Annotated in this window: 24 protein-coding genes and 4 tRNA genes; 11 read left to right on the top strand and 17 right to left on the bottom strand. The window is 50.6% G+C overall.

Annotated elements, in window-relative coordinates:
• The first annotated feature begins 1,189 nt into the window (after positions 1–1,189).
• The 3 genes from ACJJI4_RS15740 (at position 1,190) to ACJJI4_RS15730 (ending at position 3,646) form a co-directional block, all read left to right on the top strand.
• Entirely contained in the window at positions 1,190–1,741 is a 552-nt protein-coding gene (locus ACJJI4_RS15740) for a putative adhesin (protein WP_444925747.1), read from the top strand.
• Between the two features lie 555 nt (positions 1,742–2,296).
• Positions 2,297–3,211, top strand: a complete 915-nt coding sequence (locus ACJJI4_RS15735) for a zinc metalloprotease (RefSeq protein WP_444925746.1) — start codon at positions 2,297–2,299, stop codon at positions 3,209–3,211.
• Positions 3,212–3,244: 33 nt separating this feature from the next.
• On the top strand, positions 3,245–3,646 hold the full coding sequence (locus ACJJI4_RS15730; RefSeq protein WP_444925745.1) for a hypothetical protein: 402 nt from the start codon (positions 3,245–3,247) through the stop codon (positions 3,644–3,646).
• A 78-nt stretch (positions 3,647–3,724) separates the two neighbouring features.
• On the opposite strand, the gene ACJJI4_RS15725 is transcribed toward ACJJI4_RS15730, so the two are convergent.
• The 3 genes from ACJJI4_RS15725 to ACJJI4_RS15715 all read right to left on the bottom strand — a co-directional run bounded on the left by ACJJI4_RS15725 (position 3,725) and on the right by ACJJI4_RS15715 (position 6,613).
• The gene (locus tag ACJJI4_RS15725; protein ID WP_444925744.1) at positions 3,725–4,588 is read right to left on the bottom strand and encodes a DUF4396 domain-containing protein; all 864 of its coding nucleotides are present in this window, start codon (positions 4,586–4,588) and stop codon (positions 3,725–3,727) included.
• 47 nt (positions 4,589–4,635) lie between these two features.
• Positions 4,636–5,235 (bottom strand): class I SAM-dependent methyltransferase, encoded by a 600-nt coding sequence (locus tag ACJJI4_RS15720; protein ID WP_444925743.1) that lies wholly within the window; start codon positions 5,233–5,235, stop codon positions 4,636–4,638.
• Between the two features lie 364 nt (positions 5,236–5,599).
• A complete protein-coding gene (locus ACJJI4_RS15715) occupies positions 5,600–6,613 on the bottom strand; it encodes a Vgb family protein (RefSeq protein ID WP_444925742.1) in 1,014 nt (337 codons plus the stop codon).
• Positions 6,614–7,022: 409 nt separating this feature from the next.
• Between ACJJI4_RS15715 and ACJJI4_RS15710 the strand changes: the two genes are divergently transcribed.
• Both ACJJI4_RS15710 and ACJJI4_RS15705 read left to right on the top strand, forming a co-directional pair.
• A complete protein-coding gene (locus ACJJI4_RS15710) occupies positions 7,023–8,204 on the top strand; it encodes an MFS transporter (protein ID WP_444925741.1) in 1,182 nt (393 codons plus the stop codon).
• 194 nt (positions 8,205–8,398) lie between these two features.
• Positions 8,399–8,470: transfer RNA gene (locus ACJJI4_RS15705), tRNA-Cys, on the top strand.
• A gap of 84 nt (positions 8,471–8,554) precedes the next feature.
• Here ACJJI4_RS15705 and ACJJI4_RS15700 read toward each other — a convergent pair.
• Together ACJJI4_RS15700 and ACJJI4_RS15695 are read right to left on the bottom strand one after the other, a co-directional pair.
• Complete coding sequence (locus tag ACJJI4_RS15700) at positions 8,555–9,115, bottom strand: disulfide bond formation protein B (RefSeq protein WP_444925740.1); 561 nt, start codon at positions 9,113–9,115, stop codon at positions 8,555–8,557.
• Positions 9,116–9,125: 10 nt separating this feature from the next.
• Positions 9,126–9,278, bottom strand: a complete 153-nt coding sequence (locus ACJJI4_RS15695) for a DUF5993 family protein (protein WP_444919245.1) — start codon at positions 9,276–9,278, stop codon at positions 9,126–9,128.
• A gap of 431 nt (positions 9,279–9,709) precedes the next feature.
• Here ACJJI4_RS15695 and ACJJI4_RS15690 point away from each other — a divergent pair, with 431 nt between their 5' ends.
• Together ACJJI4_RS15690 and ACJJI4_RS15685 are read left to right on the top strand one after the other, a co-directional pair.
• Positions 9,710–10,417: a SapC family protein gene (locus ACJJI4_RS15690; RefSeq protein ID WP_444907459.1), complete on the top strand. Its 708-nt coding sequence runs from the start codon at positions 9,710–9,712 to the stop codon at positions 10,415–10,417.
• Between the two features lie 139 nt (positions 10,418–10,556).
• Positions 10,557–11,639, top strand: a complete 1,083-nt coding sequence (locus tag ACJJI4_RS15685; protein WP_444925739.1) for a sulfite exporter TauE/SafE family protein — start codon at positions 10,557–10,559, stop codon at positions 11,637–11,639.
• Between the two features lie 119 nt (positions 11,640–11,758).
• Here ACJJI4_RS15685 and ACJJI4_RS15680 read toward each other — a convergent pair.
• The 11 genes from ACJJI4_RS15680 to ACJJI4_RS15630 all read right to left on the bottom strand — a co-directional run bounded on the left by ACJJI4_RS15680 (position 11,759) and on the right by ACJJI4_RS15630 (position 20,574).
• Positions 11,759–11,833 (bottom strand) — tRNA-Gln (locus ACJJI4_RS15680).
• Between the two features lie 39 nt (positions 11,834–11,872).
• Positions 11,873–11,949 (bottom strand) — tRNA-Met (locus ACJJI4_RS15675).
• Between the two features lie 92 nt (positions 11,950–12,041).
• On the bottom strand, positions 12,042–12,995 hold the full coding sequence (locus ACJJI4_RS15670) for a DMT family transporter (protein WP_444925738.1): 954 nt from the start codon (positions 12,993–12,995) through the stop codon (positions 12,042–12,044).
• A gap of 57 nt (positions 12,996–13,052) precedes the next feature.
• Positions 13,053–14,144: a redox-regulated ATPase YchF gene (gene ychF, locus ACJJI4_RS15665; RefSeq protein WP_413663075.1), complete on the bottom strand. Its 1,092-nt coding sequence runs from the start codon at positions 14,142–14,144 to the stop codon at positions 13,053–13,055.
• Between the two features lie 206 nt (positions 14,145–14,350).
• Entirely contained in the window at positions 14,351–14,947 is a 597-nt protein-coding gene (gene pth / locus ACJJI4_RS15660) for an aminoacyl-tRNA hydrolase (RefSeq protein WP_444925737.1), read from the bottom strand.
• A 5-nt stretch (positions 14,948–14,952) separates the two neighbouring features.
• On the bottom strand, positions 14,953–15,573 hold the full coding sequence (locus ACJJI4_RS15655) for a 50S ribosomal protein L25/general stress protein Ctc (RefSeq protein WP_444915710.1): 621 nt from the start codon (positions 15,571–15,573) through the stop codon (positions 14,953–14,955).
• Positions 15,574–15,762: 189 nt separating this feature from the next.
• Positions 15,763–16,692 (bottom strand): ribose-phosphate pyrophosphokinase, encoded by a 930-nt coding sequence (locus tag ACJJI4_RS15650; RefSeq protein WP_108735320.1) that lies wholly within the window; start codon positions 16,690–16,692, stop codon positions 15,763–15,765.
• 355 nt (positions 16,693–17,047) lie between these two features.
• Positions 17,048–17,122, bottom strand: a tRNA-Gln gene (locus ACJJI4_RS15645).
• A gap of 11 nt (positions 17,123–17,133) precedes the next feature.
• On the bottom strand, positions 17,134–18,039 hold the full coding sequence (gene ispE, locus ACJJI4_RS15640) for a 4-(cytidine 5'-diphospho)-2-C-methyl-D-erythritol kinase (RefSeq protein WP_444925736.1): 906 nt from the start codon (positions 18,037–18,039) through the stop codon (positions 17,134–17,136).
• An 86-nt stretch (positions 18,040–18,125) separates the two neighbouring features.
• Positions 18,126–18,773, bottom strand: a complete 648-nt coding sequence (lolB, locus tag ACJJI4_RS15635) for a lipoprotein insertase outer membrane protein LolB (RefSeq protein ID WP_444925735.1) — start codon at positions 18,771–18,773, stop codon at positions 18,126–18,128.
• Positions 18,757–20,574, bottom strand: coding sequence for a tetratricopeptide repeat protein (locus ACJJI4_RS15630; RefSeq protein WP_444925734.1), 1,818 nt, complete (start codon positions 20,572–20,574; stop codon positions 18,757–18,759). The genes lolB and ACJJI4_RS15630 overlap by 17 nt, the downstream gene beginning before the upstream one ends.
• A 237-nt stretch (positions 20,575–20,811) precedes the next feature.
• Between ACJJI4_RS15630 and hemA the strand changes: the two genes are divergently transcribed.
• From hemA to ACJJI4_RS15610, 4 genes are read left to right on the top strand one after another with little or no spacing between them, the layout of a single operon-like run.
• Entirely contained in the window at positions 20,812–22,089 is a 1,278-nt protein-coding gene (gene hemA, locus ACJJI4_RS15625) for a glutamyl-tRNA reductase (RefSeq protein WP_444925733.1), read from the top strand.
• Complete coding sequence (gene prfA, locus ACJJI4_RS15620; protein WP_282933938.1) at positions 22,086–23,168, top strand: peptide chain release factor 1; 1,083 nt, start codon at positions 22,086–22,088, stop codon at positions 23,166–23,168. The genes hemA and prfA overlap by 4 nt, the downstream gene beginning before the upstream one ends.
• A 50-nt stretch (positions 23,169–23,218) precedes the next feature.
• Complete coding sequence (prmC, locus tag ACJJI4_RS15615; protein WP_444925732.1) at positions 23,219–24,046, top strand: peptide chain release factor N(5)-glutamine methyltransferase; 828 nt, start codon at positions 23,219–23,221, stop codon at positions 24,044–24,046.
• Between the two features lie 42 nt (positions 24,047–24,088).
• On the top strand, positions 24,089–24,988 hold the full coding sequence (locus ACJJI4_RS15610; RefSeq protein ID WP_444892994.1) for a cation diffusion facilitator family transporter: 900 nt from the start codon (positions 24,089–24,091) through the stop codon (positions 24,986–24,988).
• 11 nt (positions 24,989–24,999) lie between these two features.
• Here the strand turns inward: ACJJI4_RS15610 and ACJJI4_RS15605 are convergent, their stop codons facing one another.
• Entirely contained in the window at positions 25,000–26,466 is a 1,467-nt protein-coding gene (locus ACJJI4_RS15605; RefSeq protein WP_444925731.1) for a succinylglutamate desuccinylase/aspartoacylase family protein, read from the bottom strand.
• Positions 26,467–26,514: the final 48 nt, after the last annotated feature.

The following is a 26,514-nucleotide window of genomic DNA, read 5'->3' as shown; positions in this document are numbered from 1 at the left end:
TTGGCCAACTTATGCATACGGCTTTGAATTCATTCGCGGCGATGCTCGTAATCCTTTCCGGATTCGGTATCTCTGCCACAAATAAATGCACGCCGCACACTGATGGCAACACTTAAAGATAGAAAAATATCAGGAAGGATAAACTCGTAAACTGGATTTGACCTGACGGGGTACCTTTATAAAAGCTGATAACTGTTAGATCGAGTCTGAACCACTACATTTAATACACATCCTTTAAGCCGATTTAAAGTCTCCGCTGCCTTCAAATAGTGAAGCAGTTTAGTTTTTTCCTGCCAAACAGTTTTGACGCCAGGCTCACCAGCGCTGCTTCGTCCAAGAAAGTCTCCAATGCCTGTCAGCATACGATTTATATCTATCACATTTAGAGGTTAATTTGGTGGGAAAGTTTTATCTTGTTTTATCCATACCATACGCCACTCTTTTTCAGCGTAGGCATTCGTCCATAGCTCATCAATTCATTCTTATCAGCTTAAAAAAGTAATCCAGCTGAAAGAGTAGGCCGTCAATATATTTAAGCCTTAATCGCTTGTGAGAGATTTCTCGACAATATTTTTGTAAGAAAATAACTCTGTATTTCATATGTTGGTAATCTAGGTTTTTGTGGCCTATTAACCTCTCTTCCTAGAGCAATGATGAGAGATGGAATGCCTCCCGCTTCTGATTTTAATCAAATAAATTTGAAAAAAAGAGTTTGCTAGGCGTACTTGACTGTATGATGGTTGTAATTGGCAAGCATATTGTCTTTTATGTGTAATAGAACTTTTTGTCATACGAAATTGAGTCTCAGCTTCTCTAAGGCTGCATAACCATTTTTTTTGTGAGGTTGTTCATCAGGCCTTAAACCCTTTTACTCCTAGTTTGAAATGTGGAAGAAAAATTCCTTAATTGGGATCCTGTGGTTTTTTTTGGGTTTTGTATGACGTTTGTTTCTCAGCTCATAGTTTTTTCACTTGTCATGATTACGGTTTTGCTTGAATGAGAGTGTGGTAATGAAGATTGGATTTCAGTCGCTTAGATAGATTTTATTTTCGTTGATCTAGTTTTATTTATCTGTAACCATTGAAAACAGTTGGGTTTTGTTTGAAAAGAATAATCTTAAATTTGTGACCGCACCTTGCTGGTGTAGTCAAAAAATAGATTCTCCAACCTTTGATCGATAGGGAATGTAATGAAAACTGTTCAGTTTGGAAAAGTAATAATTCATAAAAAGGAACAAGCTAGTGGTAATGAGGCGATCCTTTACGCACATGGTTCATTTGATAACGGCTCTTTTGGTAAGGCTGAATTGCCAGAGGGTTTGGCCCTATACTTCTACTCATTTCATGGTTCGGCATCCTCTGATCATGCAGTCAGGAGTTTGACAAAAACAGGTAAGCCTGCCAATGAGGAAAATAGTAAAGAAAAATTTGGAACTTTTGAGTTCCTAAACATGGGGTCAGGAAAAGTCCACTCTATAGCTGGTGGTGGTGCGAGTGTTTATAATTATAATCTCTCATATAATGAAAAAAGCCCTGGTCATCTGGATAATATCAAAAAGGCTTGGCAGAGTGGCCTTCATGATCATGATTTGATTTTGGTTGAAGATGGGGCTCATATTCATTTGGATGATGTTCTAAAAGTCATTACTGAAAATAAGTTAGGTTATAACAAGCTTCACTTTACTGCTTGCCGCTCGCCGAGTAGCGGGAATGATCTTAGCTCTCAAGAACAGTGGGGCTAATTGAGATTAGAGTGTTCACTCTAGTTTAAAAATTCCAGAATTTAAAGGCCGCTTAACTCCTTGGTCATAGGGGGTAAGTGGCCTTTGTTGGTTGTGATTGGCGTTTTGGTTTAGATTGTCTATTGATTGGAATGTCTTTTAATTATTAGCTCCAGCTGGTGCGAGCTTTTTTTTGCGATGATGTATCATAAAAAATATAATTGTCCGCTTTATTGAAATAAAATTCGGTATTTTTTTGTTTGAATTTTACCTATCAGTAATTTCAGGTTTCGCGAATTTTCATTCGTATTTTTAAGTGAGTTGCACCCTGTTTTTTTTGTGAAAAAATTTCATATGTAACTAATTTCATGGAGAAATGTATCTACATTTTGTTTTTTTGAGTTTTTATTTTTTTGGATTTAAATTTTTCTTGTTGAACGTTACGCCTTATTAAAGAGTTTGATGTCATTATCATCAATTTAAGAATTGGTGCTATTGACAAAAGTTTATGGAAGCGTGGAAAGTTGGCGGGCTCTTATGGGAGTGTAAATAAATAATAAAATTAAGGCTTAGGTTATGAGAAAGACTGTTTCCAATATCTCGATAAAAACTGCTCTATCATTGTGCATGCTTGCGTCATCAACTATAGGTTTTGCTCAAAGTGTTTCTTCGGTTGAGGCTGCCAACAATAGCGTTGGGCTAAAGCGCTGCGGTACAGACCATCCATCAGTTCAGGAAGCTGCATTAAAAGAGCAGCATTTTTCTACTCTGCGTGGTATATCAAGTGATAGAAGTGTGGCGCACACATTACGCCCCGCAGGTTCTGTAGAAGTTGATGTTTACTTTCATGTAATTACTGACACTGCTAATAATGGAGCGCTTTCTAATAGTGAGATTAATGCGCAAATGGATGTATTGAATGATGCTTACGCAAATACTCCATTTACCTTTAATTTAGTTTCAGCCACTGTTACAGCAAATAATTCTTGGTATAACGTTGGTTACAATTCTTCGGCTGAGCAGTCAATGAAATCTTCCTTGCGAGTTGGCGATGCAGGGGATTTGAATATCTATGTAGCTGAAATTAGTGATGGCCTACTTGGGTGGGCTACATTCCCAAGCAGTTATTCCTCTGATCCACTTGATGATGGTGTAGTAATTTTAACTGGTTCTGTGCCTGGAGGTGATGCTGCGCCCTACAATGAGGGGGACACCTTAACTCACGAGGTTGGCCACTGGTTGGGTCTTTATCACACATTCCAAGGAGGATGTTTTGGCCGGGGGGACTACGTCTCAGATACCCCTGCGGAGAGATCGGCTGCTTATGGCTGCCCTGTTGGTCGGGATACCTGTACCAGGGGAAGAAATGCTGAAGGGGAAGATCCGGTAACTAACTTTATGGATTACACTGACGACAGCTGTATGTACGAGTTCACTGAAGGTCAAGCCACTCGTGCGGATGAACAAAGCGCGACTTATCGTGGTCTTTAATGGTTAAGGGGGGCTTGCCCCCCTTCTTTAATTATGAATAAAGAACATTATTTATTTTTAGTGCTGAGCTTATTTGTTTTTGCTAGCCCGAATCTTTTGGCTCAAAGGTTAGCTGTTCCAGAGTACCTGACCTGTGGTCGAAACCAATTAACTTCATGGCAGGGAGAGATCACAAAACTTGTGCGAGTGAAAGATGGAGTCAAACTTTGGATTGCTACTGACCATGGAACAAATGAGGTTCTAAATTTGACTATGCAAAATTGGCAAGAGGTTCTCGGGCAGTTTCGTATCTATGGCCGCTCTTTTCATTCCAGCGATTGGGAGAAACTCATTGATATTAAGGGGAAGCTTAAGGCTGGCATAAAAGCGACTGTTTGGTTATGTAATACTGAAGGTATAAGTCCGGTAATCAATTGGCAGCCACCCTCAGAGTGAAACCTTACTACAGGCGGATAAAGAAAATTTTTGAATCTTATGCTTAAGCGATTATTTTGAGTGCATAAGGTTCTTAGATCAAAAGTATATTGGTGTGATTTTATCTGTGACATAAATTGCAAGAAAAAGAACTATAAAAGTGCCCGTTATCCATATACTTGATTCCATTATAGATAGAGAATGCATTTCCATTTTATGCGTTTCTGCTTGTGAGGTACCATAGGTGTGCGATGCTGAATTTGGGGCGCATTCATGAGAGCAATGACCAAGATTGGGCGCGGCTCCATCTTTTCCTGGAAGAGTCATACATCCGTGTTTTAAATGATTTTTTACCAGCCAATAGTTAATAGGGTAAGCAATAATACCTCCAACAATGGTTGCCAAGCTCATACGAAACCAAAAGGTAGCATTTGTTGGGTCTTCAGAATTTGGCCATATGGAAGTCAGTATTACCATAGCAGGTATCATGCCAGCCATAACCATATTCATAGATACAGTTTCAGCAAAGAAAGTTTTACCCACTGCTTTTAAGTAGTTTCCCTGATACATACTTCGCATCATCAATGCCTGGAAAATAAACAAACCACAAATAAAGCCAGCCAAGTACTCAATTATGGAGTCCCATCCATTGGTGAGGCCCAGTGTGGGTACAATAGATGCTGCGATAAGGATCCCGGTTGCATCACCTGCTAGACAGTGCATTTCGCTATTTACACTTTGCTTCCATGTCGCCCGAGTGAATTGATCATGGCCGCCAGGAAAGGGGCGGCGACAGGTGAGCAGGTAGAAGATTAAGCCGATGACACCGGTATAAAGAATCACTAATATCCAAGCCAGGCGCTGAACCCAGCTGGTTGGCGCATTAGTGATTGAGTCCCAAATAACAAAAACTAGGCTGAGACCGGTAAGAATAAACCAAACAAACATTGCTCCGGTTAACATATAGGCTACCCATGATTGAGGGGGCGGGGTCCGTGTATATAAAATAATTATATCTTCTGAGCAATCAAGTAGGCGTGTAATTCTGACGGTTGATCGTACTCCAGATGTCTACAAATACAACCAGATGAAATAAGGAGTTGTACAAATTTATTTGTGCCTAAGGTGGAGTAATATAATTCCGGTCCCATCGCATCATTCGTATGATAGTCCTCTTTATCTGTTCCACCAAAGGAAAATATTAGAACGCCTTCCTTGTTTAAGTAAGACGCTAGATTCCTTATTGTTTCCTCTTGTTTTTCAATTGGTATATGCCAGATGCTATCCCACGCACTTATAAAGTCATATTTTCTTGTGGCTTTCCACTTACATATATCTTCTAGATAGAAGTTGACATTAGGGTGCTTATCCCTGGCGATCTCTATCATTTTCTCAGAAACATCAATTCCCTCGGGAGAAAATCCTTCAGTTAGTAGAAGCTCGATATGCCTTCCTGTGCAGCCACACCCTACATCTAGTGCGGAGCCTCTATTTTTTACAAAGCCAAGTGCCCGCTTATACTGGCTAATACCGTTGTTCCTGTTGAACTCTTTACGTTCCCATAGATGTATGATGGTATCGTATGCTATCCCGGTTTGTTTCGGTTCCATAATTGTAAATTCTGTTTATGAGTTTTATTTAATGATTGCTGCACGCTTTTTGTTTTGTAGATTCGTTAGAGTTTGATTTATTTGAGGCGAATACTTCAACACCTATAATTATAACGGTCGCCACGAGTATCCACACGAGCCACTTTATGCCATTTTAAGCTAGTGTGACTTGTAGTGGGTTGCCAATAAGGTAATCCATCAATGGTTGCCTCATTAGGGCGCCGTGAATGGCTGTTAGTAGCGCTGAAAAAATTAGAACTCTAAATGGAAGTCTGTATTTGAATAGTTTGTCCTGTATCAGGATATATAGAGCTATTGCAGTGACGCCATACATCGATTGATATCAATAGAGCTATATATACTTCTATTTTGGTATTCCCTGGTCGATAAATCCAGAATCAACACCAAACCAAAAGCTTCCATCCATATTGTTAAAATACATATATCTTATATTTCCACCACTTGGAACTGGGGTCTTGCTTGTAAATTTCTCTTTTTCTGTGTTAAAGGAAAAAATGATATTTGGAATCTCTCCAGTATCAGCGAGCCAAAGTTGGTTATTGTTGTCCAGTGCTGTTCCGTAGGGGCGTGGATTCTTACTGGGTAGCTTCCACTCTTTAAACTCCTTGGTCGTCGGAGTATAGCGCCCCAAATAGCCTTCTGGATAATCTACGTACCAAATATTGCCGGTAGGGTCGATTTCCAGTCTGCGAGGGCGAGCATTTGGGCGCGGCAGGTTAACCTCATTTATGGTCATGGTTTTTGCGTCTACACGAGCTAACTTATTGGTGCCGAATAGAGCTACCCAAGGGTTTCCCTTAGCATCAATCTTAATACCGTAGGGGCGGGCATTAGCGGTTGTTGGGGTGGCACTTAGAACTTTGCCACTCTGTATATTTAGCAGGCCTATGCGGTTACTTTGCTGGGCTGTGAACCAGATATTTCCCTCTCGATTGAAGATTAACGTATGTGGGTCTTTGATACCTTCAGGCATTGGATACTGTTTAATTTGCCCATTCTTGGTGTCTAATCGCCCAATATGCGCATTGCGATTACCTGCATACCAAACAATATCGTTTGAATCCACAATCAGGTTATGAGGGTGAGTGCCTTCAGGTATTTCATACTGCTTAAACTCTTCAGAGGTCGGTGTAAACTTTCCGATGTAGTTACCCGCTTGTCCACAGAACCAGACATTACCTTTACTGTCTACATGCGGGTCTCTGGGGAGTCCCTCCCAGGGCACCTTCCATTCGTTTAATTTAAGTTTGTCAGGTAAGTTATCTTCTTGAGCAACGGCGTTCGCCAGTAGGAAAGGGAGTGTGGTAAATAGCATGACTAAGGTAAGATGATAAATTCGCCAGGAATGAATACGCATTTTTCTCTCCAAGAGTTATCTATGTCGGTAATCAGTCAAGCTGTGGAGTAAGGTGCCTAGACATGCAGCAGTTAAAGCATAGGTGAGTTTTGGTTAGAGTTGTCTGACTCTAGTCATTATATATAGTGAGCTAAGCTCCCTCATCTCATTTAAAATACATGGTTAGCGGGAATTAATACATAAATAGATTGCTTACTACTTTGCCAATTGGTACTTCTTATGCACCGATTTTCAGGCGGTTGAGCAAGCTATTGGAAAGTGTTGTCACTATTTAATGACATAATCAGTATTTATTTACATGAGCCGTAATATTCCCGATGAAAAGAGATATTTATCGGTACTATTTATATGGTTTTACAGCTGGATATTGAGGGCGTATATTGCGGGCCTTAGCTATAGGAGGTCATTTATGCTACAGCGTCTTCGCCGGCCTGAAATTCTTTTGCTTATTCTGGCAGCTTCAATGCCGCTCTCGTTTGCTGTTTGGAATACGCTACTTAATAACTTTGTCATTGAAAAGGCAGCATTTACCGGTGCAGATATTGGTTTGTTGCAAAGTGTGCGTGAGATACCTGGCTTTTTAGCCTTCCTAGTAGTCTTTGTATTGCTTTTTGTCAGGGAGCAGAGGCTGGCGATAATCTCCCTGGTAGCAACTGGCCTTGGAGTGATGCTAACGGGACTGTATCCGTCATTGACCGGGTTGTTACTCACTACGCTTTTAATGTCTACGGGATTTCATTTTTATGAGACCTTGCAGACCTCCCTGGCACTCCAGTGGTTCCCCAAACAAACAGCAGCAGTTTGGATGGGACGTATGGCTGCCGCAGGCTCCTTTGCTGCGCTTCTGGCTTATGGTTTGGTATGGGGTTTAATGAACTTCGCAGGTTTGGATTATTCCTGGGTTTATCTAATTGGTGGTGGCGCGACCATTGTCATTGCTTTAGGTGCCTGGGTCCTTTTTCCTCAGTTTGCTCAGCCCCACAGCCAGCATAAGAAGCTTATTCTGCGAAAACGCTATTGGCTCTATTATGCGCTCACGATGATGAGTGGGGCTCGCAGGCAGATCTTTATAGTATTCGCTGGTTTTTTGATGGTGGAGAAATTTGGATACAGCGTGGGGGAGGTTGCTGCTCTCTATACGGTAAACCATTTGCTTAATTTGTATATCGCACCGAAGATCGGACAGTTTATCGTTCGGTTTGGCGAGCGCCGTATCCTCACTTTGGAATATATTGGCCTGATACTGGTATTTGCGGGTTATGCGCTGGTAGAAAGTGCTGCGCTGGCAGCGGCATTATATATTGTTGACCATTTATTCTTTTCTATGGCAATTGCGATTAAAACCTACTTCCAGAAGATAGTCGACGAGCGGGATATCGCGGCTTCGGCTGGAGTCAGCTTTACTATTAATCATATTGCCGCAGTAGTTATCCCTGTAGTATTTGGCTTGCTGTGGCTTGTCTCTCCGCCAATGGTATTCTTTGCCGGGTCTTTAATGGCCTTAATTTCTCTTGGGTTGGCACAGCTGGTTCCAGAGCAGCCGTTGCCCGGTAATGAGGTTAGGGTTGGGCAGTATTCTGAGGCTACCTAGAAAGAGTTGATGGAGTTTTTGTTCCATTATCCTTGGCGGCAACTTAAACAAGACTGTTTACTATGAAATACGCGCAAGAACTTCTTTCTATATGTTGCTGCCAGGCAACCTGCGTGCTTCTGTAAATTTATTCGGAAGCGTTTTTGCTTCCGTAGAGTCAAAGAACCCGGAGCGGAAGCGCCGGGTTTTTTTATGGCCAGGTGGCAGAGAGGAAATGCGACGGTCTGCAACACCGTTTTTCACCGGTTCGAATCCGGTCCTGGCCTCTATTTATTCTGTTGATCTATGGATATATGCTTTGCAAGCTGTCTTTTGTATAGCTATCCCCCTTTTCTTTTCTCAGCTTGCTTTTAAATTCCGTCGATAGCGCCAAAGAGCCAATAGTTGTCTGGATTATCCGGGCAAACAGTAGGTCCACACTCTGCGAAGGTTATAAATATATTAAGTGTGGTAATTGAAAATGCAGCCACTATGGCCGTTTTTCCGAGAGCTCTCTGATCTCGAAAGCTAATAAATATGGGGTTCCCATATTGCTTATTAAATGCACTGACAATCGCGATGCCAATAATTGTCATGTAGAAGATAATCAGAGCCCAGGTGTAATAGTGATACCCCATTAATGGATTGCCATAACCTGGCGTTCCGGGAATAACATGTAGGCTGACTTGGCGCAGCGCGGTAGCGGCGCCAAATAGCGCTGACAGTGTAGCCAGGCTGTAGTGTAGAGGGCGGTTGCCATAGAGTACATTTAGCATCAGGCCAAATAAGACTCCTGTGAGCCCAATTCGTTGAAGTAAACAGAGAGGGCAGGGCAATTCTCCATTCACTAATTGAAAGTACTCTGCGGCGACGAGTACGGCACATACGGCGAGTATGCCCAGTGCATTAAGCTCTCGAAATATTTGCCCCATTCACCCTCCTCTACAAGGCTAAGTTGAGATTGTCGCCGGTGTGATAGCCCAGCCAGGCGATGCTTGATATCAAGGCAAAAATGAATGTTGCGGTTGCTAGGGTGTGGTAATTCTTCACGGCTAGAGACATTGCTAGGAGGTAAAAAATGAATAATAGGCTCATCATAGTGAGGCGCCCCTCGGTTTTGACATCAAACTCACTCCAACCACTTCTTCAATCGTATAAAAAAGCACCACTTGTTACGATAGCTGTAGAGGTGAGGGAGGGCTGATACAGGTAATGCGCTACCTGTCAGGGTAGGCTAACTAATACTCGATTCGTTGATTTTGAAGGTTGCCGGGTCATTTTAAGGGGGGAGCAGTGAATTTAATTGGTTCGACAGTCTTGAATTGTGTGAATTTAACCAAATAAATTTGTCTTTAGGTTGTTGTTGGTGGACTTTGTTTGCCAGTTGGGCTTCTTCCCTGTTTAATGCTGGCTTTGGTTTCCGGCGACTGTCGGGAAGCACTTGTCATCGTAGATGCGTAGAAGAGTGGTACGTTAGGGTATCTCTGAAAATTTAGTAACTATAAAAGTAGCTAGGAGTTGTACTTATGGCACAGATCAAAGCTTTGGATAAAAAGGCACATGCCAACCTGAAACTCACCCAGGACATTACTTTTGACCATGTAAGCGGTAATCACATTTTGCCGCTGGTGGTTCAGGAAATCGTACAGGCAGCCCAGAGCTACCCGATCCTGTTCGTTAAAGACCAGAATACTGACCAGTTTAAAGTTGTGGCGCTTACTGGTCTGCGCCCCGGTGAAAACCTGTTCTCTGGCGCTGATGGCTGGAATGGCAGCTACATTCCAGTGCAAGTGCGCACTTACCCGTTTGTTTTGGTGAAGAATCCAGACAACGCTGATCAGGCTGTTCTGTGCATCGACGAAGACTCCAAGATGCTGAGCGACTCTGAAGGTGAAGCGCTGTTTGATGGGGAAGGCGAGCAAACTGACTTCCTGAAGAATCGTGCTCAGGCAGTGGTTGAAACTGCACAGCGTGTTGCAGTGACTGAGTCTTTTATCGAGTTCCTGGTCTCCAAGGACTTGCTGACCCAGAAGAAGCTGACTCTCCGTGTTAGCGAAGATGACAAGCCTTACGATCTGACAGGTTTCTTTGTTATCGATGAAGAGAAGCTTAACAAGCTGTCTGATGAAGACTTCCTGGAACTGCGTAAACGTGGCGCGCTGCCGGCAATCTACGCCTCTATGATGTCCTCTATGCAGGTTCAAAACCTGATTCGCAAGAAGCGCTTGAACTAATCGCGCTTTGCCCGGCAGCTGCGGCTGTCGGGCGACCCTCCTGACTGGAATAGGCGAGTTCGCCAAATCTTGTCTTGATCCCACCTCACACTCGTACCACTATTGTCTCCCTCTGACGCTTTAGCTCACAAATAATAAAATGAAAAATGTGGCGCGATTCTCTCTTCGCTATTGGTTCGCTTGGTTGGTTCTGTTTTACGGTGTTTGGTTGTTCCTGATTTTACAGGGCGAGAACCTGGCCCTGGCGCTCGAGCATTGGTCCATGGCGCTGGCGATGGCGCTGGGTAGCTATGCCGCAGGTTCTACGCCGATGGGCGGCGGGACAGTTGGGTTTCCCGTGCTGGTGCTGTTTTTTGATATGCCGGCAAGCCTGGGTCGCGACTTTAGTTTTGCGGTTCAGTCGATAGGGATGGTCAGCGCCAGTTTGTTTATTCTCTGCCGACGCCAGCAGCTGGCTTGGTCGATGTTGCGGGGGGCGCTGCTTGGCTCCCTATTGGCGACTCCCGCCGGTATCCTGCTGTTTGCCCCTCTGATACCCGAACTCTGGGTGAAACTCTCCTTTGCCGTTCTCTGGGGCAGTTTTGGCATTTTCCATCTGTATCGCCTCAGCGAAATTACTGATTGTGAGCACGCGGGGGACCCCCGGTGCCCGACTGATTTTCGTGTCGGCTTGCTATTGGGTGCTTTTGCCGGCTTTTGCGTTGTGGCAGTTACCGGTGTGGGTGTGGACATGCTGGTGTATGCGGCTCTTGTGCTGTTGAGCAGGGTGGATCTCAAGGTGGCGATCCCTACATCCGTGGTGATCATGGCATTTTGTTCGGTACTCGGAGTAATAGTGAAGTCGCTGGCGGGAGATTGGCAGCCTGGGGTGTTCGGGAATTGGCTGGCGGCAGCACCGGTAGTGTCCCTGGGGGCGCCTCTGGGCGTTTTTGTTGTTAGCTTGCTGGGACGCAAACCGACCCTGTTGATTGTGGCCTTCCTGTGCGTTGTGCAGCTTGTGTGGACTTGTATGTCCGAGAGTGAGGCTATGAAGGGATATGGCGGTCTGCTAGTGCTGCTGGCATTGCTGTGCTGCCTGGCGGGGTTCGAGTGGCTGCGAGCCCTGGGTTTGCGCAGGGAGCAAGTGCGAACGCCTGTAGCAACTTCAGGAACTGCTGACCTGGAGCCCGATAGCGCCGAAGTGACAGTTATGGAAGCTAATGGTGTGGTGCTGCCGGAGTAGTTGATTTTTGGATTGCGTTCGCCGGACGAACTCTGGCGAACTATTCGCAGAATCAGATAAAAAACGGTTGGGGTTTTGATTGCTGCCCAGACTTGGGCCTGCTAGATAATTTGGGAAGATGGCTGGGGCGGAAGGATTCGAACCTTCGCATGACGGGATCAAAACCCGCTGCCTTACCGCTTGGCTACGCCCCAGTTTCAAGGTTCACAAAGAATAGTCTCTGTGATTTGAAATGGTAGCAAGGGGGAGACTCGAACTCCCGACCTCAGCATTATGAGTGCTGCGCTCTAACCGGCTGAGCTACCTTGCCATTTCTTTTGTTGTCTCGGCTGTCCCGAGGGCGCGCATTATTAAACGATGGGCCGGGGGTGTCAACACTTTTTTTGTATTCTTTTCAGATAGTTAGCGATTTTTTTCATCTGATGCCCGGGGCTGCTCAGAACCGCGCCTGGAACTGATTGCGGCGAGGGCGGAACCGAGTACCACGGCGCCGGCGCCGGCCCAGCTGATCCAGTTGAGCGGCTCAACTGCAATATAGTCGGGCCAGATAGAGCTGATCAGCGTACTGAACAATAGGGTGATGACTGGCACTAATGACAGGGTTGCGCTGACACTGGATGCCTCCCAGTGCGCTAGTGCCTTGCTAAAAGCCCCATAGGCGATCAGCGTATTGGCGGTGAGAAACGCTAAAAGCGCCCACTCGAGCCAGCCCAGGTGGGAAACCTTCATTGGCTCCGCCATGGGCAGGAAGAACAGGGTCCCTGCGATATAAATCACTACCAGTAAATCCTGGGGTGTTGCGCGGCTCAATATTTTCTTCTGGAAAAAACCGTAAATCGCCCAGGTGACAGCGGCGATCAGGATATAGCCGAGCCCCAGCAGGTATTCGCCGCCGGCGCCACTGGTCAGCTCTTCCAGGCGCTGGTTAAAAAATAACAGCAGCCCAATTACTACCAGTACTACGCCGCTCCACTGGCGCGGCGAGAAGCGCTCTCCCAGCCAAAGTACGCTGGATATCAGTAGAAGCAGGGGAGCCAGCTGGATCACAACCTGGGCGGCACCAGGGGTGATGTAATTGAGTCCACTGGCGTAGGCGAGGTAGTTCACCAGGAGGCCGGCAACGGCGAGGAAGGTGAAAAGCAGCAAGCCGCGACTGAATAGTGGCTTGAGCTGTAGTTTACGCGCCTGTCCGTAGTAGACGCCCGCTAACAGTGCTGCACCGGCAAAGCGATACCAGGTGGCGGTACCGGGACTGATGTATTCGAGAAGCCCTTTGAGAGCGATGGGCAGGGTTGCCCACATAAATACGGTAATCAGTGCCAGGGGCAGGCCGACTTTCCAGTTTGATTGAGCCATGGAATTTACACGGGTGGGCGCGCCTCCCGGGGTGGGGAGGCAAAAAAGGAGAGGTGGTTAGACGTTAAAACGGAAGTGGATTACGTCGCCGTCGGCGACAATGTAGTCCTTGCCTTCCAGGCGCCACTTACCCGCGTCTTTAGCGCCGGCCTCACCATTGTTATCAATGTAATCGCTGTAGCTGATCACTTCTGCGCGAATAAAACCCTTTTCAAAATCGGTGTGGATTTTGCCGGCAGCGTTGGGAGCGGTAGCGCCCAGTGGGATGGTCCAGGCGCGCACTTCCTTCACGCCAGCGGTGAAGTAGGTGTGCAGGCCCAGCAGTTGGTAGCCGGCGCGGATCACGCGGTTCAACCCCGGCTCTTCCATACCCAGTTCTTCCAGGAACTCCTGCTTCTCTTCGTCGTCCAGCTCGGCAATTTCCGCTTCGAGCTTGTTGCAGATAGGTACCAGTACCGCGTTTTCTTCAGCGGCGATGGCAGCTACAGCATCCAGGTGCGGATTGTTCTCGAAGCCATCTTCGTCCACGTTGGCGATATACATGGTGGGCTTGATAGTGAGCAGGCTCAGTTCGCGCAGGTCCGCCAGTTCGTCTTCTGAAAGCTCGAAAGAGCGCAGCGGTTTGGCTTCATCCAGGTGTGGCTGGATTTTTTCCAGCAGCGCTTTCATCTTGATCGCGTGCTTGTCCTGTCCCTTAGCGGCGCGGGTAAAGCGCTGTAAGGCCTTTTCCACAGTGTCCAGATCGGCCAGGGCCAGCTCGGTGTTGATCACCTCGATATCCGCTACCGGGTGTACCTGGTTGGCGACGTGGATAACGTTATCGTCTTCGAAGCAGCGCACAACGTGGGCGATAGCGTCGGTCTCGCGGATATTGGCGAGGAACTTGTTACCCAGACCTTCCCCCTTGGAGGCGCCCGCAACCAGACCGGCGATATCGGTAAATTCCATGGTGGTGGGAATGACCTTTTCCGGCTTGACGATCTCAGCCAGCTTGTCGATGCGGGGATCTGGTACCGGCACGACCCCAGCATTGGGCTCGATGGTGCAGAAGGGGAAGTTTTCCGCATCGATACCCGCTTTGGTCAATGCGTTGAATAGGGTGGATTTGCCCACATTAGGTAGGCCGACAATACCGCAAGTAAAACCCATGGTGATATTTTTTCCGTTTGCCCGAGGCGCATACAGCGCGCTCTGCTAATTGCGTTTGAGGTCCGGTAGTGGTTGCGCTGGCGGGATTTTGGATGGGCGGGATGTCTCGGCCACCACAGGGTCCGGGCCAGCCGGGAAAATACCGGCAATTTAGCGCAGCACACTATCGAGATTTCCGCGGCAAAAGGCAAGCCGGCGGGTGGGATCTATTTGTTGGTGTGCAGCGTTTTCATGGCTGCGCCCCAATCGCCGGAAGCGGCGGTGGGCAGAACGTCGATCGAGCGATCGATCGCATCAGCCAGTGTTTCCTGTTCCGCCCTGGGGGCTCGCTGGAGCACAAACCGGGCCACTTCGCTCGAGCTGCCGGGGTGGCCAATGCCGAGTCGCAGGCGCATAAAGTTTCGGTTGTTGCCCAGTGCGGCAATGATATCCCGCAGGCCGTTGTGTCCACCGTGACCGCCGCCGGCTTTCAGGCGCGCGATACCGGGGGCCAGGTCCAGCTCATCGTGAGCGACCAGAATGGCTTCCGGGGGAATCTTGAAGAAGTTCGCCAGTGGGCCGACAGATTGGCCACTGCGATTCATATAGGTGGTGGGAATCAGCAGCCGGATATCCTGGCTGCCGACCCGCATACGGCCAGTGAGGCCGTGGTACTTGCTGTCGAGGCTGAGCTGGGTGCCTTGTTGGCGGGCCAGCTCGACAACAAAGTCGGCACCGGCGTTGTGTCGCGTCCGATCGTATTCCGGTCCGGGGTTTCCCAGGCCGACAATCAACTGGATCGGAGTATCCGGTGCCGCAGCCAAGGCGATTACTCTTCGCCTTCGCCAGTTTCGGCTTCAGCTTCCACAGCGCCGCGAGGCTTGTGGATAGAAGCTACAACCAGATCGTGGTCTGCACCGTGGCTCAGTGCCACAGACTCAACACCTTCCGGCAGTTTCAGGTCGGAGATGTGCAGTACGCCGTCCATTTCCAGGTCGGCCAGGTCCACTTCGATGAACTCAGGCAGCTTGCCGGCAGGAGCGTTAACTTCCAGCTCGGTCAGGGTGTGGGAAACGATACCGCCAGCCTTAACACCTTTGCTGCTCTCTTCGTTCAGGAAGTGCAGAGGTACTTTAACGTGTACTTTGGTGTTGGCAGATACGCGCTGGAAGTCGATGTGCAGCAGCAGGGCTTTAGCCGGGTGACGCTGCAGGTCGCGCAGGATAACTTTCTCTTCTTTGCCGTCTACGTCAACAGTCAGCATGGAGGAGAAGAAAGCTTCGTTTTCCAGAGCTTTGGTCAGGTCTTTGTGCAGCACGGAGATAGAAGCAGGCTCTGCTTCACCGCCGTAGATGATGCCGGGTACACGGCCTTCCAGGCGACGCAGGCGGCGGCTCGCACCTTTCCCTTCATCGCTGCGGGCAATGGCGTTCAATTTAATATCAGACATGGGATAAACCTCGGGTTGTCTGTCCAGAGTGACCTGCGACCGGACCGCTCTGGCATGGATGTTAAATGGGCACTGGGCCCAAAAGTAATCGCCCGGCAGTGCCGGGCGGGCGCGTATTCTACGGGAATCAGCGCTAAAGGCAAAGTGCCCCGGCATGCGGGGCGCGGGGATACCTTGATCGGCAAGTTCCTAGCGGAACATTGCGGACAGGGATTCCTCATTGCTGATACGGCGCATGGACTCGGCCAGCATTGCAGACAGGGTCAGCTGGCGAATTTTTGGTGCCTTCTCCATTTTGTCACCCAGGGGGATGGAGTCGGTAACCACCAGCTCATCCAGAACGGAGTTGTTCAGGTTGGTGATGGCGTTGCCAGACAGTACCGGGTGGGTACAGTAGGCGACAACTTTCTCGGCGCCGTGCTCTTTCAGGGCGTTGGCGGCGTTACACAGGGTGCCGGCGGTGTCGACCATATCGTCTACCAGCAGGCAGGTGCGGCCGCTGACTTCACCGATAATATTCATGACTTCGGCAACATTGGCGGCCGGGCGGCGCTTGTCGATAATTGCCAGGTCGCAGTCGAGGCTCTTGGCCACAGCCCGGGCGCGTACAACACCGCCGATGTCCGGGGATACCACCACCAGGTTCTGGTATTTTTGGCGCTCGATATCGTCGAGCAGGACAGAGGAGCCGTAAACGTTATCCACAGGAACGTCGAAGAAGCCCTGGATCTGTTCCGCGTGCAGGTCGACGGTTAATACGCGGTCGATACCGACGCTCACCATCATATCGGCAACCACTTTTGCGGAAATCGGCACGCGCTGGGATCTTACGCGGCGATCCTGGCGGGCGTAGCCAAAGTAGGGGACTACAGCGGTAACGCGGCCGGCGGAGGCGCGGCGCAGGGCGTCTACCAGCAGGATCAGTTCCATCAGGTTGCGGTTGGTAGGTTGGCAGGTGGATTGCACCACGAAAACGTCGCGGCCGCGTACGTTATCGGTAATTTCTACTGCAATCTCGCCGTCGGAGAAGCGCTTGACCGTGGCTTCACCCAGGGGGATCGCCATATGGTCGACAACCTTCTGTGCCAGTTCCGGGTTTGCGTTGCCGGTAAAGACCATTAAGTCAGCCACTGCGAGTTCCTTTAATTCTGTCTTGAAGTGAATTGAAGTGTAGATGCCTGCATATTTGCTAGCAGTCAGGGTTTTTGCTGCAACACTTTTGCGTTGAGCGGCGCACTGTTGCGCGGATAAAAACAGGGTTTTGGCCACAGTTTTTTTCCTTGCTCAACGGGTTGCTCTGGGTGCGTGCTCGCACAACCATCGGGCGCTTGCACTCAAGTCTGCCTTCAGGATTCTTTAAAAATTGGGGGGTGGCTCTGTAAAGCCCTGTGCGAATGGCCTGGGCCGGCTGGATCAGCGTAGACTGAATCATGTCGGAACCGGTTTTTGACTGTGCCATTGCATATAAAGAAAGTGGCTGGGGCGGAAGGATTCGAACCTTCGCATGACGGGATCAAAACCCGCTGCCTTACCGCTTGGCTACGCCCCAGTAATGTTTCCTCAAAAATCTGAGGAGATTTTCGCTAGCGCTTGATGTGTCGGTGAAACCAATACACCCGCTGCTGTAAAACCCTGCCACGCTTCGGGCAGTTTGGCGTGTGCCTCAGTGGCCGCCTCTGCCGTAGGGAATGCTGCAAAAACGCAGCCCCCGGTGCCGGTGAGTTGTGCTGGAGCAAATTGCTCGAGCCATTCTCTGGCATCGCGTATTTCAGGGTAGAGCCTCTCAACTAATGGCTGGCAGTCATTGCCGGAAAATGTTTCCAGTTTTTCGCTGCCGAGTCGCATCTCGTTGGCCTGCTCCTCGCGAAGGGCCGCTAATGTAATTGCGACTGAATCTCTTGTCAAACGTGAATCGCGAAAAATTTTTGCAGTGCTCACTTCGCAACCAGTTGAGACAACCAGGTAGTGGCGTTGCTCGGTGGTTATTGGGGTTAATTTTTCACCAACCCCTTCCGCCCAAGCGGTGCGCCCCCGCACAAAAACTGGAATATCCGCGCCCAATTGCCGCCCCAGCTCCGCCAGTTTATCGATCGATAAATTGCACTGCCATAAGTGGTTGAGCCCGAGCAAAGTGGTGGCGGCATCGCTACTGCCTCCACCGATGCCGCCGCCGTGAGGCAACTTCTTTATCAACCGAATAGAGGCGCCGAGAGAATTTTGTCGGTCCGGCTCAGCTTGTTTGCGCAGTAATTGAGCTGCGCGATAAACCAGGTTGTCCTCTTCAGCCACATCCAGCTGGCCTGCATCGACACTGACAATGCCATCGCTGCGCTCACTGAATTCCAATAAGTCGCCGAAATCGAGAAGTTGGAACAGGGTTTGTAACTCGTGATAGCCATCCGGGCGACGGCCGAGAATGCGCAGAATCAGGTTGAGTTTTGCTGGGGCGGGCAGGGTTAGCAGCATGAGGCAAAAAGACGTCAATCAATTACAGGGTCACCATAATACCTGCATGCTGCGATTTGGGCATTGGCAGAGTTATGTGAAACTCTCTACAAACCCCAGTCTTTAATCACCAGGGTGACGGATACCGGGCCAGTAGGACTGTTGGTTTGTGCTTTGATCCGGGTTGGCAGCATAAAGGGGCCTTCGCTGCGATATTCACTAAAACTCAAGGCCCAGCCGGATTGTTGCAGGCTTTGCAGCTGGCCCTGGGCGTTGCGCTGCTCGCCACTTTTGGCGCCGGGCGCGGGAAGACCGCGTACCCAGTAGAACATCTCCCGGGCGGGCAGGGGCCAGCCCAGTGCTTCCTGGGTTAGCTGTGCCGGGTTGCGCGCATAAACTGGCGGCTCGCTACCGCGCACCAAACTGACGCCACCGGCTGAGCCGGTGATGACGGTGGTACCTGCTCCGAGCGGACCGCTGAGATGCAGGCGAAAATTCTCCGCGCCGCCCTGAAGCCAAGCCAGGTTAGCGCTGCCGTTTTCTTTTGGGGAGCGAACACCCAGCTTGCCCTTGAGATTCCACTGGGTAAATTCAGCTACTGTTTGCGGCGTTGGATTTTGATTTTCAGTGGGGGAGCCTGGCTCCGGTTCCTGTTTGGTTTTTTGACCGGCACAAGCGGAAACCATTATTGCCAGACATGCCAGCAGTAACAGATAGAATCTTCGCGCGGTTGTCTTGTCAGCTATCTGATGCATGTTGTTCCAGTGACTCTTTGATTTGTAGGCGCTTCATGGCAGCCGGAATAATTTTGCTGTGGGGATTCAGCAGAAGGCCTTTTCTCCACATGTTCATGGCGGCTTCTCTGTTTCCCTGAACCCAGAGTACTTCACCGAGGTGTGCGGCAATTTCGTGGTCGGGCAACTTTTCCATCGCCTGCCGCAGATACTTTTCCGCAGCTGCGTGATTGCCGAGACGGTACTCTATCCACCCCATGCTGTCGATTATTGCCGGGTCCTCAGGCTCGAGTTCCAAAGCGCGGCTAATCAATTGGTAGGCTTCTGTGTGCCGGGATTTATCTTCAATCAGTTTATAGCCGAGCGCGTTGAGAACTGTGGCGTTATCGGGATTTCTTTCCAGCAGGTTTCTCAAGTCCTTTTCGAATTGTTGTGCGTTGCCGAGTTGGTCATGCAACAGCGCGCGGGTGTACATCAAGCGACCGCTGGTGCTGTTGGTTTGTAATGCCTCGTCCACTCGCTGCAAAGCCATACTGGCTTCACCACTTTTGCGAAGTAATTCGACCTCCATCAGGTAAAAATGTTCTTCCTGAGTGGGGTGTTTTTTTCTCAGTTCAGCAAACCATTCCCGGTTAGTGCTGTACTGTCCGAGGCTCGCCAGTAATTCCGTACCGCGAGTAATGGCTTCTACGTAATCACTACCGGGCCCCACTTCGCGGAAATATTTAATTGCATGGGAAAAATCTCCAGATTTTTCTGCGATGCTGCCCAGGTAAAAATAAGCAGCGGATTCGTGCTGCTGTAATTCAAGTAGTTGGGTAAAGAGGACTTTGGCTTCGTCAGTTTGCTCTGTCTCGTACTGAATTAGGGCCAACGATAAAATCAGATTGCCATCGTCAGGGCGCTGCTTAACCAGTTCGGCAAACTGCTTGCGTGCCAGGGCCAGGTCCTCCCGAATTAACAGGCGGGCGTACTGAAGGCGCAGGCGGCTCTCGGAAGGATGGATGCCGACGAGTCGCTCGAGAAGGGAAATGGCTTCCTTGCGCTTGCCCTGATCAACCAATAGATGACTTTCCAGCAGTGGTGCATCCAGTTGGTCTGGATGGTGCTCCTGAACGCGGCGCACCAGGGACAGGGCGCGGGTGAATTCCCTTTCGGTGCGCAGTACCATGGCATAGGCGAGCACGACCTCGTCATCGAGGGGATAGACTTTTGCCAGCCGAGCAAACTCCCGCTTGGCTTGTTCCGTGAGTTGCTCGTGCCCAATAGCGGTTGCTGCGAGAGATTGCATGGGTGGGTTGCCGCCGAGTTCCAGGGTTTTACTGGCGTGAATCAGGGCTGTGTGTAAGTCGCCGGACAAAGTCAGCTCGGCTGTGAGGGCCAGCTGTGCATCGGCGTTTTGTGGCTCAAGCTCTACCCATAGCCTGGCTGAATCCAAGGCGGCCTGGCGGGCATTTAAAAAGCGGGCAATGCGTGTAGCGCGGGCGGCAACCCCGGGATCTTTGGTGACCTCCGCCTGGTGGTAGTAATTGGCTAGTGCAACGTCGTACTGCTCGCGGATACCGGCGACTTCGGCCACCAGAAGGGTGTAAAAGGTATCAATAGGGAAAGTTTTAGCTTCCGGCCCGTCTGACTCAGTGGTTTCCTTACCCTTAAGGTTGCTAGGCTCCAGTGCTGTGTTCACGGTTTCTGTAGAGGGGGCTGCCGGCGTCTGGTACTGGGTACAAGAAGCAAGCATTACGGATGCTACAAGGAATGCGGCAAGCTTGAGCAAGTGGCTGGAAATTCGGGCCGGAAGCTGATGTGCGCGAGGTGGGAGCATAGATCGTGTCCATACGTTACGTTGTCGCTGAAAGCTGGGTATTACTGGCGTGTTTTAAACGATTATCGCCATATAATTCTAGTCGTGAATCGGGTTTGGAACGGTAGTGGGCAGGGGCTCTTGCCAAATCGGCGGGCAATTTTACTGCCTCTTACGCTTGCAAGGGAGACGGCTGCCTATGAAAATGCGCTCCCAGTGCGGTTTCCGCCTTTTAAGATTTAATGCTAACGGAAGTCTATGCCAATTCTTACCCTGGGTATCAACCACGATAGCGCGTCGGTCGAAGTGCGCGAGCGGGTGGCCTTTGCCCCCGAGGTGATGCCCGGCGCACTGGGAGATGCGCGAAAAGCACTGGGGTGCCGCGAGCTGGCCATCCTGTCTACCTGCAATCGCACCGAAATATACGGAAATGTGGAGTCAGAAGCCCTGTTGCAATGGCTGTCTGAATACCACCAGGTGCCCCTGGAGCAGCTCAAGGGCTGTGCCTATGTGTACAGCGATGAAGAAGCGGTACGCCATATGATGCGCGTTGCCTGTGGTCTCGATTCCCTGGTGTTGGGTGAGCCGCAAATCCTCGGCCAGATCAAGTCCGCCTATGCGGTGGCGCGGGAATCCGGCAGTGTTGGCAGTGAACTGCACCGGGTTTTCCAGCGGGTGTTTACCGTCGCCAAGAAGGTTCGCACCGAAACTGCAATCGGTGAAAACCCGGTTTCTGTTGCCTACGCTGCTGTTTCTCTGGCTTCGCGTATCTTCACCGACCTGAAAAAGCAGACTGCCCTGTTGATCGGTGCGGGAGAGACCGTGGAGCTGGTTGCCCGCCATTTGCTCGATCAGGGAATCAAGCAGGTCATTGTTGCCAATCGCACATTGAGCCGGGCCCAGTTGCTCGCAGAGAGCTTTGGTGCCGAGGCAATCCTGCTTGCGGATATCCCCGAGCATCTGGCACGCGCGGATATCGTTATCAGTTCCACCGCGAGCCAGCTGCCGATTCTGGGTAAGGGAGCGGTCGAATCGGCGCTGCGCAAGCGTCGGCACAGCCCCATGTTTATGGTGGATATTGCGGTACCCCGCGATATCGAATCGGAAGTTGGCGAGCTGGATGATGTTTATCTGTATACGGTGGACGATCTGCGTGGGGTTATCGATGAGGGCAAGCGCTCCCGTGAGAAAGCGGCGGAGGCCGCTCAAGAAATCGTAAATGCTGCAGCGGCTGAATTTACCAAAGAGAGCCGCTCTTTGGAGGCTGTGGATAGTATTCGCAGCTACCGGCAGCGAGCCCAGGAAGTGAGCGCTTCCGAACTTGAACGGGTACTTTTGCAGCTGGAAAAAGGCGAGGACCCTCGTCGACTGATGGAGCAGCTCGCTCGCTCTCTCACCAATAAATTAATTCATGCACCCACCGTCAGTCTGAAAAAAGCTACGGCGGAGGGTGATATTGAGCGTTTGCGTATCGCTCGCGAGGTCGTTGGGTTGGATGATCTCACCGATATCGATTTAGAGAAAAAGCATCAATGAAAGAATCGTTACTGAATAAACTGGAAACCCTGCTTGAGCGCCATGAGGAAGTATCTGCGCTGTTGGGCGACGCCGACGTAATTGCTGATCAGGATCAATTCCGCGATCTTTCCCGCGAGTATTCTGAGCTGGAAGAAGTGGTTAAATGCTACGGCGCTTACAAACAGTTGCAGGAAGATATGGTCGCGGCTCGGGAGATGCTGGGGGAAGATGACCCGGAAATGCGCGAAATGGCTCAGGAAGAGCTGCGCGAGGCTGAAGGTCAAGTGGAGCCGCTGGAGCGAGAGCTACAGACTTTGCTGTTGCCGCGCGATCCTAACGACAGAAAAAATGTCTTTCTGGAAATTCGCGCAGGAACCGGTGGTGATGAAGCAGCTATTTTCTCCGGTGATCTGTTCCGCATGTACTCTCGCTATGCGGAGAAGCAGGGATGGCGAATAGAAATTGTCAGCGAAAATCTCGGTGAGCACGGCGGTTACAAGGAAATTATCACTCGCGTCGCCGGTGAAGATGTCTACGCAAAATTAAAATTTGAGTCCGGTGCGCACCGGGTACAACGGGTTCCTGAAACAGAATCCCAGGGTCGTATTCACACTTCGGCTTGTACGGTCGCGGTGATGCCGGAGCCGGATGAGCGCGATGCGATTGAAATTAATAAAGCGGATTTGCGTGTGGATACCTACCGTGCATCCGGTGCCGGTGGTCAGCACGTTAACAAAACCGATTCCGCTGTGCGCTTAACCCATATTCCCACGGGGATTGTGGTGGAGTGTCAGGACGAGCGCTCCCAGCACAAAAACAAAGCCAAGGCGATGGCACTGTTGCAAGCGAAGCTCAATACTGCGCAGGAAACGGCGGCGGCCCAGGAAATTTCCGATGCCCGCCGCAGCCTGGTGGGCAGCGGTGATCGCTCTGAGCGAATCCGTACCTACAACTATCCCCAGGGCCGGGTTACCGATCACCGTATCGGCCTCACTCTCTATAAACTCGATGAGATTATGCAGGGGTCTCTGGGGGAGGTGATCGGGCCATTGCGCACGGAATACCAGGCCGATCAGTTGGCAGCCCTGGCCCAATAAATCCAGATTTTTTACGCCGCCTCGAGCGGCGTTTTTATAGGTTTTTCTCCATGACCAGCGTCAAGGAAAATATCGCACGCTGCGCCCAATTAACCGATAGCGACAGCGCGCGCCTGGATGCAGAGCTTCTGCTCGGCAGTGTGTTGGGGCGCGAGCGCACCTGGCTCTATACCTGGCCGGAATACGAATTGAGTGAAGCTGAGCAAGTGCGCTATGAGCAGTTGCTCCAGCGCCGGCAAGCGGGAGAGCCGGTGGCACACCTTATCGGTGAGCGCGAATTTTGGTCCCTATCGCTAAAGGTGGATTCCTCCACTCTGATCCCCCGCCCGGACACTGAATTGTTGGTGGAGACCGCGCTGGAGTTTTTCCCCCAGGGCAGGTTGCGAGCACTGGACCTGGGCACTGGCACTGGTGCTATTGCACTGGCTCTGGCGTCGGAGCGACCGGGATGGGAAATTATTGCAGCGGAGAAATCACCCGCTGCGGTAGCACTGGCAGAGGAAAACCGGCGCTCCCTCAAGTTGCAAAATGTGCAAGTTATCCAGAGCGATTGGTTTTCTAGTTTGGAGCCACAGCCGTTTTCCCTGATCGTTAGCAACCCTCCCTATATCGATGCATCTGACCCGCACTTGGTGCAGGGCGATGTGCGCTTTGAGCCCCGCACTGCGTTGGTGGCAGAGCGACAGGGTTTGGCAGATATTGAGCATATCGCCACAACCGCTAGTGATTACCTGGAAAACGATGGCTGGCTAATGGTGGAGCACGGTTGGCAGCAAGCCGAGAGCGTGCGGGATATTTTTTCTGCGGCGGGATTGAATATAGTTTCAAGTCGCAGGGATTATTCCGGTTGGGAGCGAATTACCTTAGGGCAAAAATAGTGATACCTGCGGAGCTGCCACAGGGATTTGAGGAGGGAGCCTATGCATGATCATGTCCACCACCGAACCGGCAATGGGGCTTTGCGCCCATTAATTATTGCACTGGTTCTCACTCTCAGTTTTTCCATAGTTGAAGCCATAGGTGGTTGGCTATCTGGCTCCCTGGCATTGCTCGGCGATGCTGCCCATATGCTTACCGATACTTTTGCCTTGGCACTGGGGGCTATTGCCGCAGTACTGGCGAAAAAACCCGCTGATCGGGAATTGTCGTTTGGCTGGGGGCGAGCGGAGGTCTTAGCTGCGGTAACCAACGGCCTGATTATGCTTCTGATCGTGGTCGGTATTTCTTTTATGGCCATTGATAGGTTGCGCAATCCCCAGCCGGTGCATGGCAGTACGGTGATGTTGATTGCAGCCATGGGGTTGCTGATTAATATTCTGGCGGCCTGGGTTTTATTAAAAGGCGAGCGCACGCTCAATATTCGCGGTGCGCTTTTGCATGTGATGGGCGATATGCTGGGCTCTGTCGCAGCACTGGCTTCCGGAGCTGTGATTTATTTTACCGGCTGGGTACCCATCGACCCCCTGCTTTCATTGCTTATTTGCCTGTTAATCCTGGTTTCCTGCGTGCGACTGCTCAGGGATGCAATCGATGTATTGATGGAGCGGGTACCCAGGGAATTGAGCCTTCCGGTTGTGGGCGAGACACTGGCGGCGGTAACCGGGGTACGCTCTGTGCACGATCTCCATATTTGGCGCTTGGATTCCAGCACTATTTCCCTATCGGCCCATATTGTGGTGGATGACTTACAGGCTTGGCCCAGCGTACTGGAGCGCTTGCGGGAAACCCTGGTCAAGCGCTTCGATATCGACCATATAACCCTTCAACCGGAACCTTTGGCAATGCCCGAAGTGACGGTGATCGATAAGGTCAGTGATTAATAGGTGAGGATTTACTCCTCACCTTCTGTCGGCGGCTGGCGGTTTTCTGGAGTGGCCGGTACTTTACTCTCTGATTTGTCAGCGACCGATTCTTCCGCTACTACTTCCTGGGGCTGGCTGATTTGTTCCTGGGGAGCCTGGATACCGATATGGTAGGCGGCAAACCCCGGTTGCACGACCTGGTTTAATGCCATGCCGAGAATGCGGCCGTTGTGCTCGGAGCGAATTTCTGTGCGTACATTGGTAATAGGGTTGGTTACTGTTCCCAGTAAGTCGCCTTTACGCACAAACTCGCCGAGCTGGACTTCACTAAAGATAACCCCGCCAGTCGATGTCCGCTGCCAGGTGGAGGTGTAGTAAACCGGTTCGGGATCGCCCCAGAGGCGGAATTTACTCACCATACCCAGCTGGTTGAGCAGAGTGCGTATACCTTTCACACTGTGACTTACCGATAGCTCATCCAGCACCATGGGTGCTCCGGCTTCCAGAGTGACGGTGGGGATACCTGCCTCCACAGCGGCGCGGCGCAGGGTACCCTTGGCTCCGGCGCTGTGCAGCACCACAGTGGAGCCAAAACCCTGGGTCATTTTCACTACCTTGGGATTGGTTAAGTCGCCGCGCAACTGTGGCAAGTTGGTGCGATAAAAAGAACCCGTATGTAAGTCCACCACGGCGTTACAGTGGCTGATCACTTCGTGGAAAAATGAATTGGCAATTCGCGAAGCCGAAGAGCCATTGGGATCGCCGGGGAAGTGCCGGTTCAGGTCGCGTCGATCAGTCAGGTAGCGGGAGCCTCGATGGAAGCCTTGCAGATTGACGATGGGTACGCCAATTACCGCACCGCTCAAATGGTCTGCATCCAGGTCGTACATAACCCGCCGCACAGTTTCCACACCGTTCAACTCATCACCGTGCACCGCCGCAGTAAGGCAGAGAACCGGCCCTGGCTTGGCGCCGTTAACCACCAATACAGCGGTGGGGCTATAGACCCCTTCAAAGTGTTGGCTGGGAGACCAGGCTAGGCGCGTAGAGGTCGCAGGGGGAACCTCTGAGCCTAATAATCGCAGCGGCTTGGCCGTCTCGCCCGGAACCAGGGAAATGGTGCCGGGCTCCGGTAATTCGGGTTGAGGTTTAACTGTTTCAGTTTCTTTATCGGCAGTGGGAGCAGTCTCGGTGGGAGCTGCCGGTTTATCCAGTTCCTGAATAGGTTGGTCCAGCTCCAGATTTTCCGCTTGGGGCAGGGAAATTTCTTCAGAACCAGCATCTGTCGACTGGGATTGATCTTCAGTAGGGGCAACGTTGGTGGGTGGCCCCAGCTCTGTGATCACCGGTTGGTCCAGCTGCATATTGGCAGCCTGGGGGACCGCTTCTGTCTCTTCGCCAGTGCTGTCATCGGCGCTCAGGGCCTGGGTGGATGAAAGCAGTAAAGCCAGGCTTAGCAGGTGTCGGGTCCTTCGGGAGGATTGGCGCGGGATCATTCGGCACTCCGGTCAACTTCGTATATCTGGGTGTGCCGGAGAGCCTTG

It is taken from the genome of Microbulbifer maximicatervae (SeqCode) (assembly GCF_052467305.1).
Note: the sequence above shows the minus strand (reverse complement) of the source record. Positions and strands in the feature narration are given on the sequence as shown.

Excerpts from the sequence above, each read along its gene's own strand:
- ACJJI4_RS15630 (WP_444925734.1), bottom strand. The coding sequence starts at position 20,574 with ATGCTCCCACCTCGCGCACATCAGCTTCCGGCCCGAATTTCCAGCCAC.
- ACJJI4_RS15720 (WP_444925743.1), bottom strand. The coding sequence starts at position 5,235 with ATGGAACCGAAACAAACCGGGATAGCATACGATACCATCATACATCTA.
- lolB (WP_444925735.1), bottom strand. The coding sequence starts at position 18,773 with ATGCATCAGATAGCTGACAAGACAACCGCGCGAAGATTCTATCTGTTA.
- ACJJI4_RS15650 (WP_108735320.1), bottom strand. The coding sequence starts at position 16,692 with ATGGTCTTTACCGGCAACGCAAACCCGGAACTGGCACAGAAGGTTGTC.
- ACJJI4_RS15695 (WP_444919245.1), bottom strand. The coding sequence starts at position 9,278 with ATGAGCCTATTATTCATTTTTTACCTCCTAGCAATGTCTCTAGCCGTG.
- ACJJI4_RS15670 (WP_444925738.1), bottom strand. The coding sequence starts at position 12,995 with ATGGCTCAATCAAACTGGAAAGTCGGCCTGCCCCTGGCACTGATTACC.
- ychF (WP_413663075.1), bottom strand. The coding sequence starts at position 14,144 with ATGGGTTTTACTTGCGGTATTGTCGGCCTACCTAATGTGGGCAAATCC.
- ispE (WP_444925736.1), bottom strand. The coding sequence starts at position 18,039 with ATGCTGCTAACCCTGCCCGCCCCAGCAAAACTCAACCTGATTCTGCGC.
- prmC (WP_444925732.1), top strand. The coding sequence starts at position 23,219 with ATGACCAGCGTCAAGGAAAATATCGCACGCTGCGCCCAATTAACCGAT.
- ACJJI4_RS15700 (WP_444925740.1), bottom strand. The coding sequence starts at position 9,115 with ATGGGGCAAATATTTCGAGAGCTTAATGCACTGGGCATACTCGCCGTA.
- ACJJI4_RS15610 (WP_444892994.1), top strand. The coding sequence starts at position 24,089 with ATGCATGATCATGTCCACCACCGAACCGGCAATGGGGCTTTGCGCCCA.
- ACJJI4_RS15715 (WP_444925742.1), bottom strand. The coding sequence starts at position 6,613 with ATGCGTATTCATTCCTGGCGAATTTATCATCTTACCTTAGTCATGCTA.
- ACJJI4_RS15735 (WP_444925746.1), top strand. The coding sequence starts at position 2,297 with ATGAGAAAGACTGTTTCCAATATCTCGATAAAAACTGCTCTATCATTG.
- ACJJI4_RS15710 (WP_444925741.1), top strand. The coding sequence starts at position 7,023 with ATGCTACAGCGTCTTCGCCGGCCTGAAATTCTTTTGCTTATTCTGGCA.
- ACJJI4_RS15690 (WP_444907459.1), top strand. The coding sequence starts at position 9,710 with ATGGCACAGATCAAAGCTTTGGATAAAAAGGCACATGCCAACCTGAAA.
- ACJJI4_RS15730 (WP_444925745.1), top strand. The coding sequence starts at position 3,245 with ATGAATAAAGAACATTATTTATTTTTAGTGCTGAGCTTATTTGTTTTT.
- hemA (WP_444925733.1), top strand. The coding sequence starts at position 20,812 with ATGCCAATTCTTACCCTGGGTATCAACCACGATAGCGCGTCGGTCGAA.
- ACJJI4_RS15740 (WP_444925747.1), top strand. The coding sequence starts at position 1,190 with ATGAAAACTGTTCAGTTTGGAAAAGTAATAATTCATAAAAAGGAACAA.
- ACJJI4_RS15605 (WP_444925731.1), bottom strand. The coding sequence starts at position 26,466 with ATGATCCCGCGCCAATCCTCCCGAAGGACCCGACACCTGCTAAGCCTG.
- ACJJI4_RS15725 (WP_444925744.1), bottom strand. The coding sequence starts at position 4,588 with ATGTTAACCGGAGCAATGTTTGTTTGGTTTATTCTTACCGGTCTCAGC.
- prfA (WP_282933938.1), top strand. The coding sequence starts at position 22,086 with ATGAAAGAATCGTTACTGAATAAACTGGAAACCCTGCTTGAGCGCCAT.
- ACJJI4_RS15685 (WP_444925739.1), top strand. The coding sequence starts at position 10,557 with ATGAAAAATGTGGCGCGATTCTCTCTTCGCTATTGGTTCGCTTGGTTG.
- ACJJI4_RS15655 (WP_444915710.1), bottom strand. The coding sequence starts at position 15,573 with ATGTCTGATATTAAATTGAACGCCATTGCCCGCAGCGATGAAGGGAAA.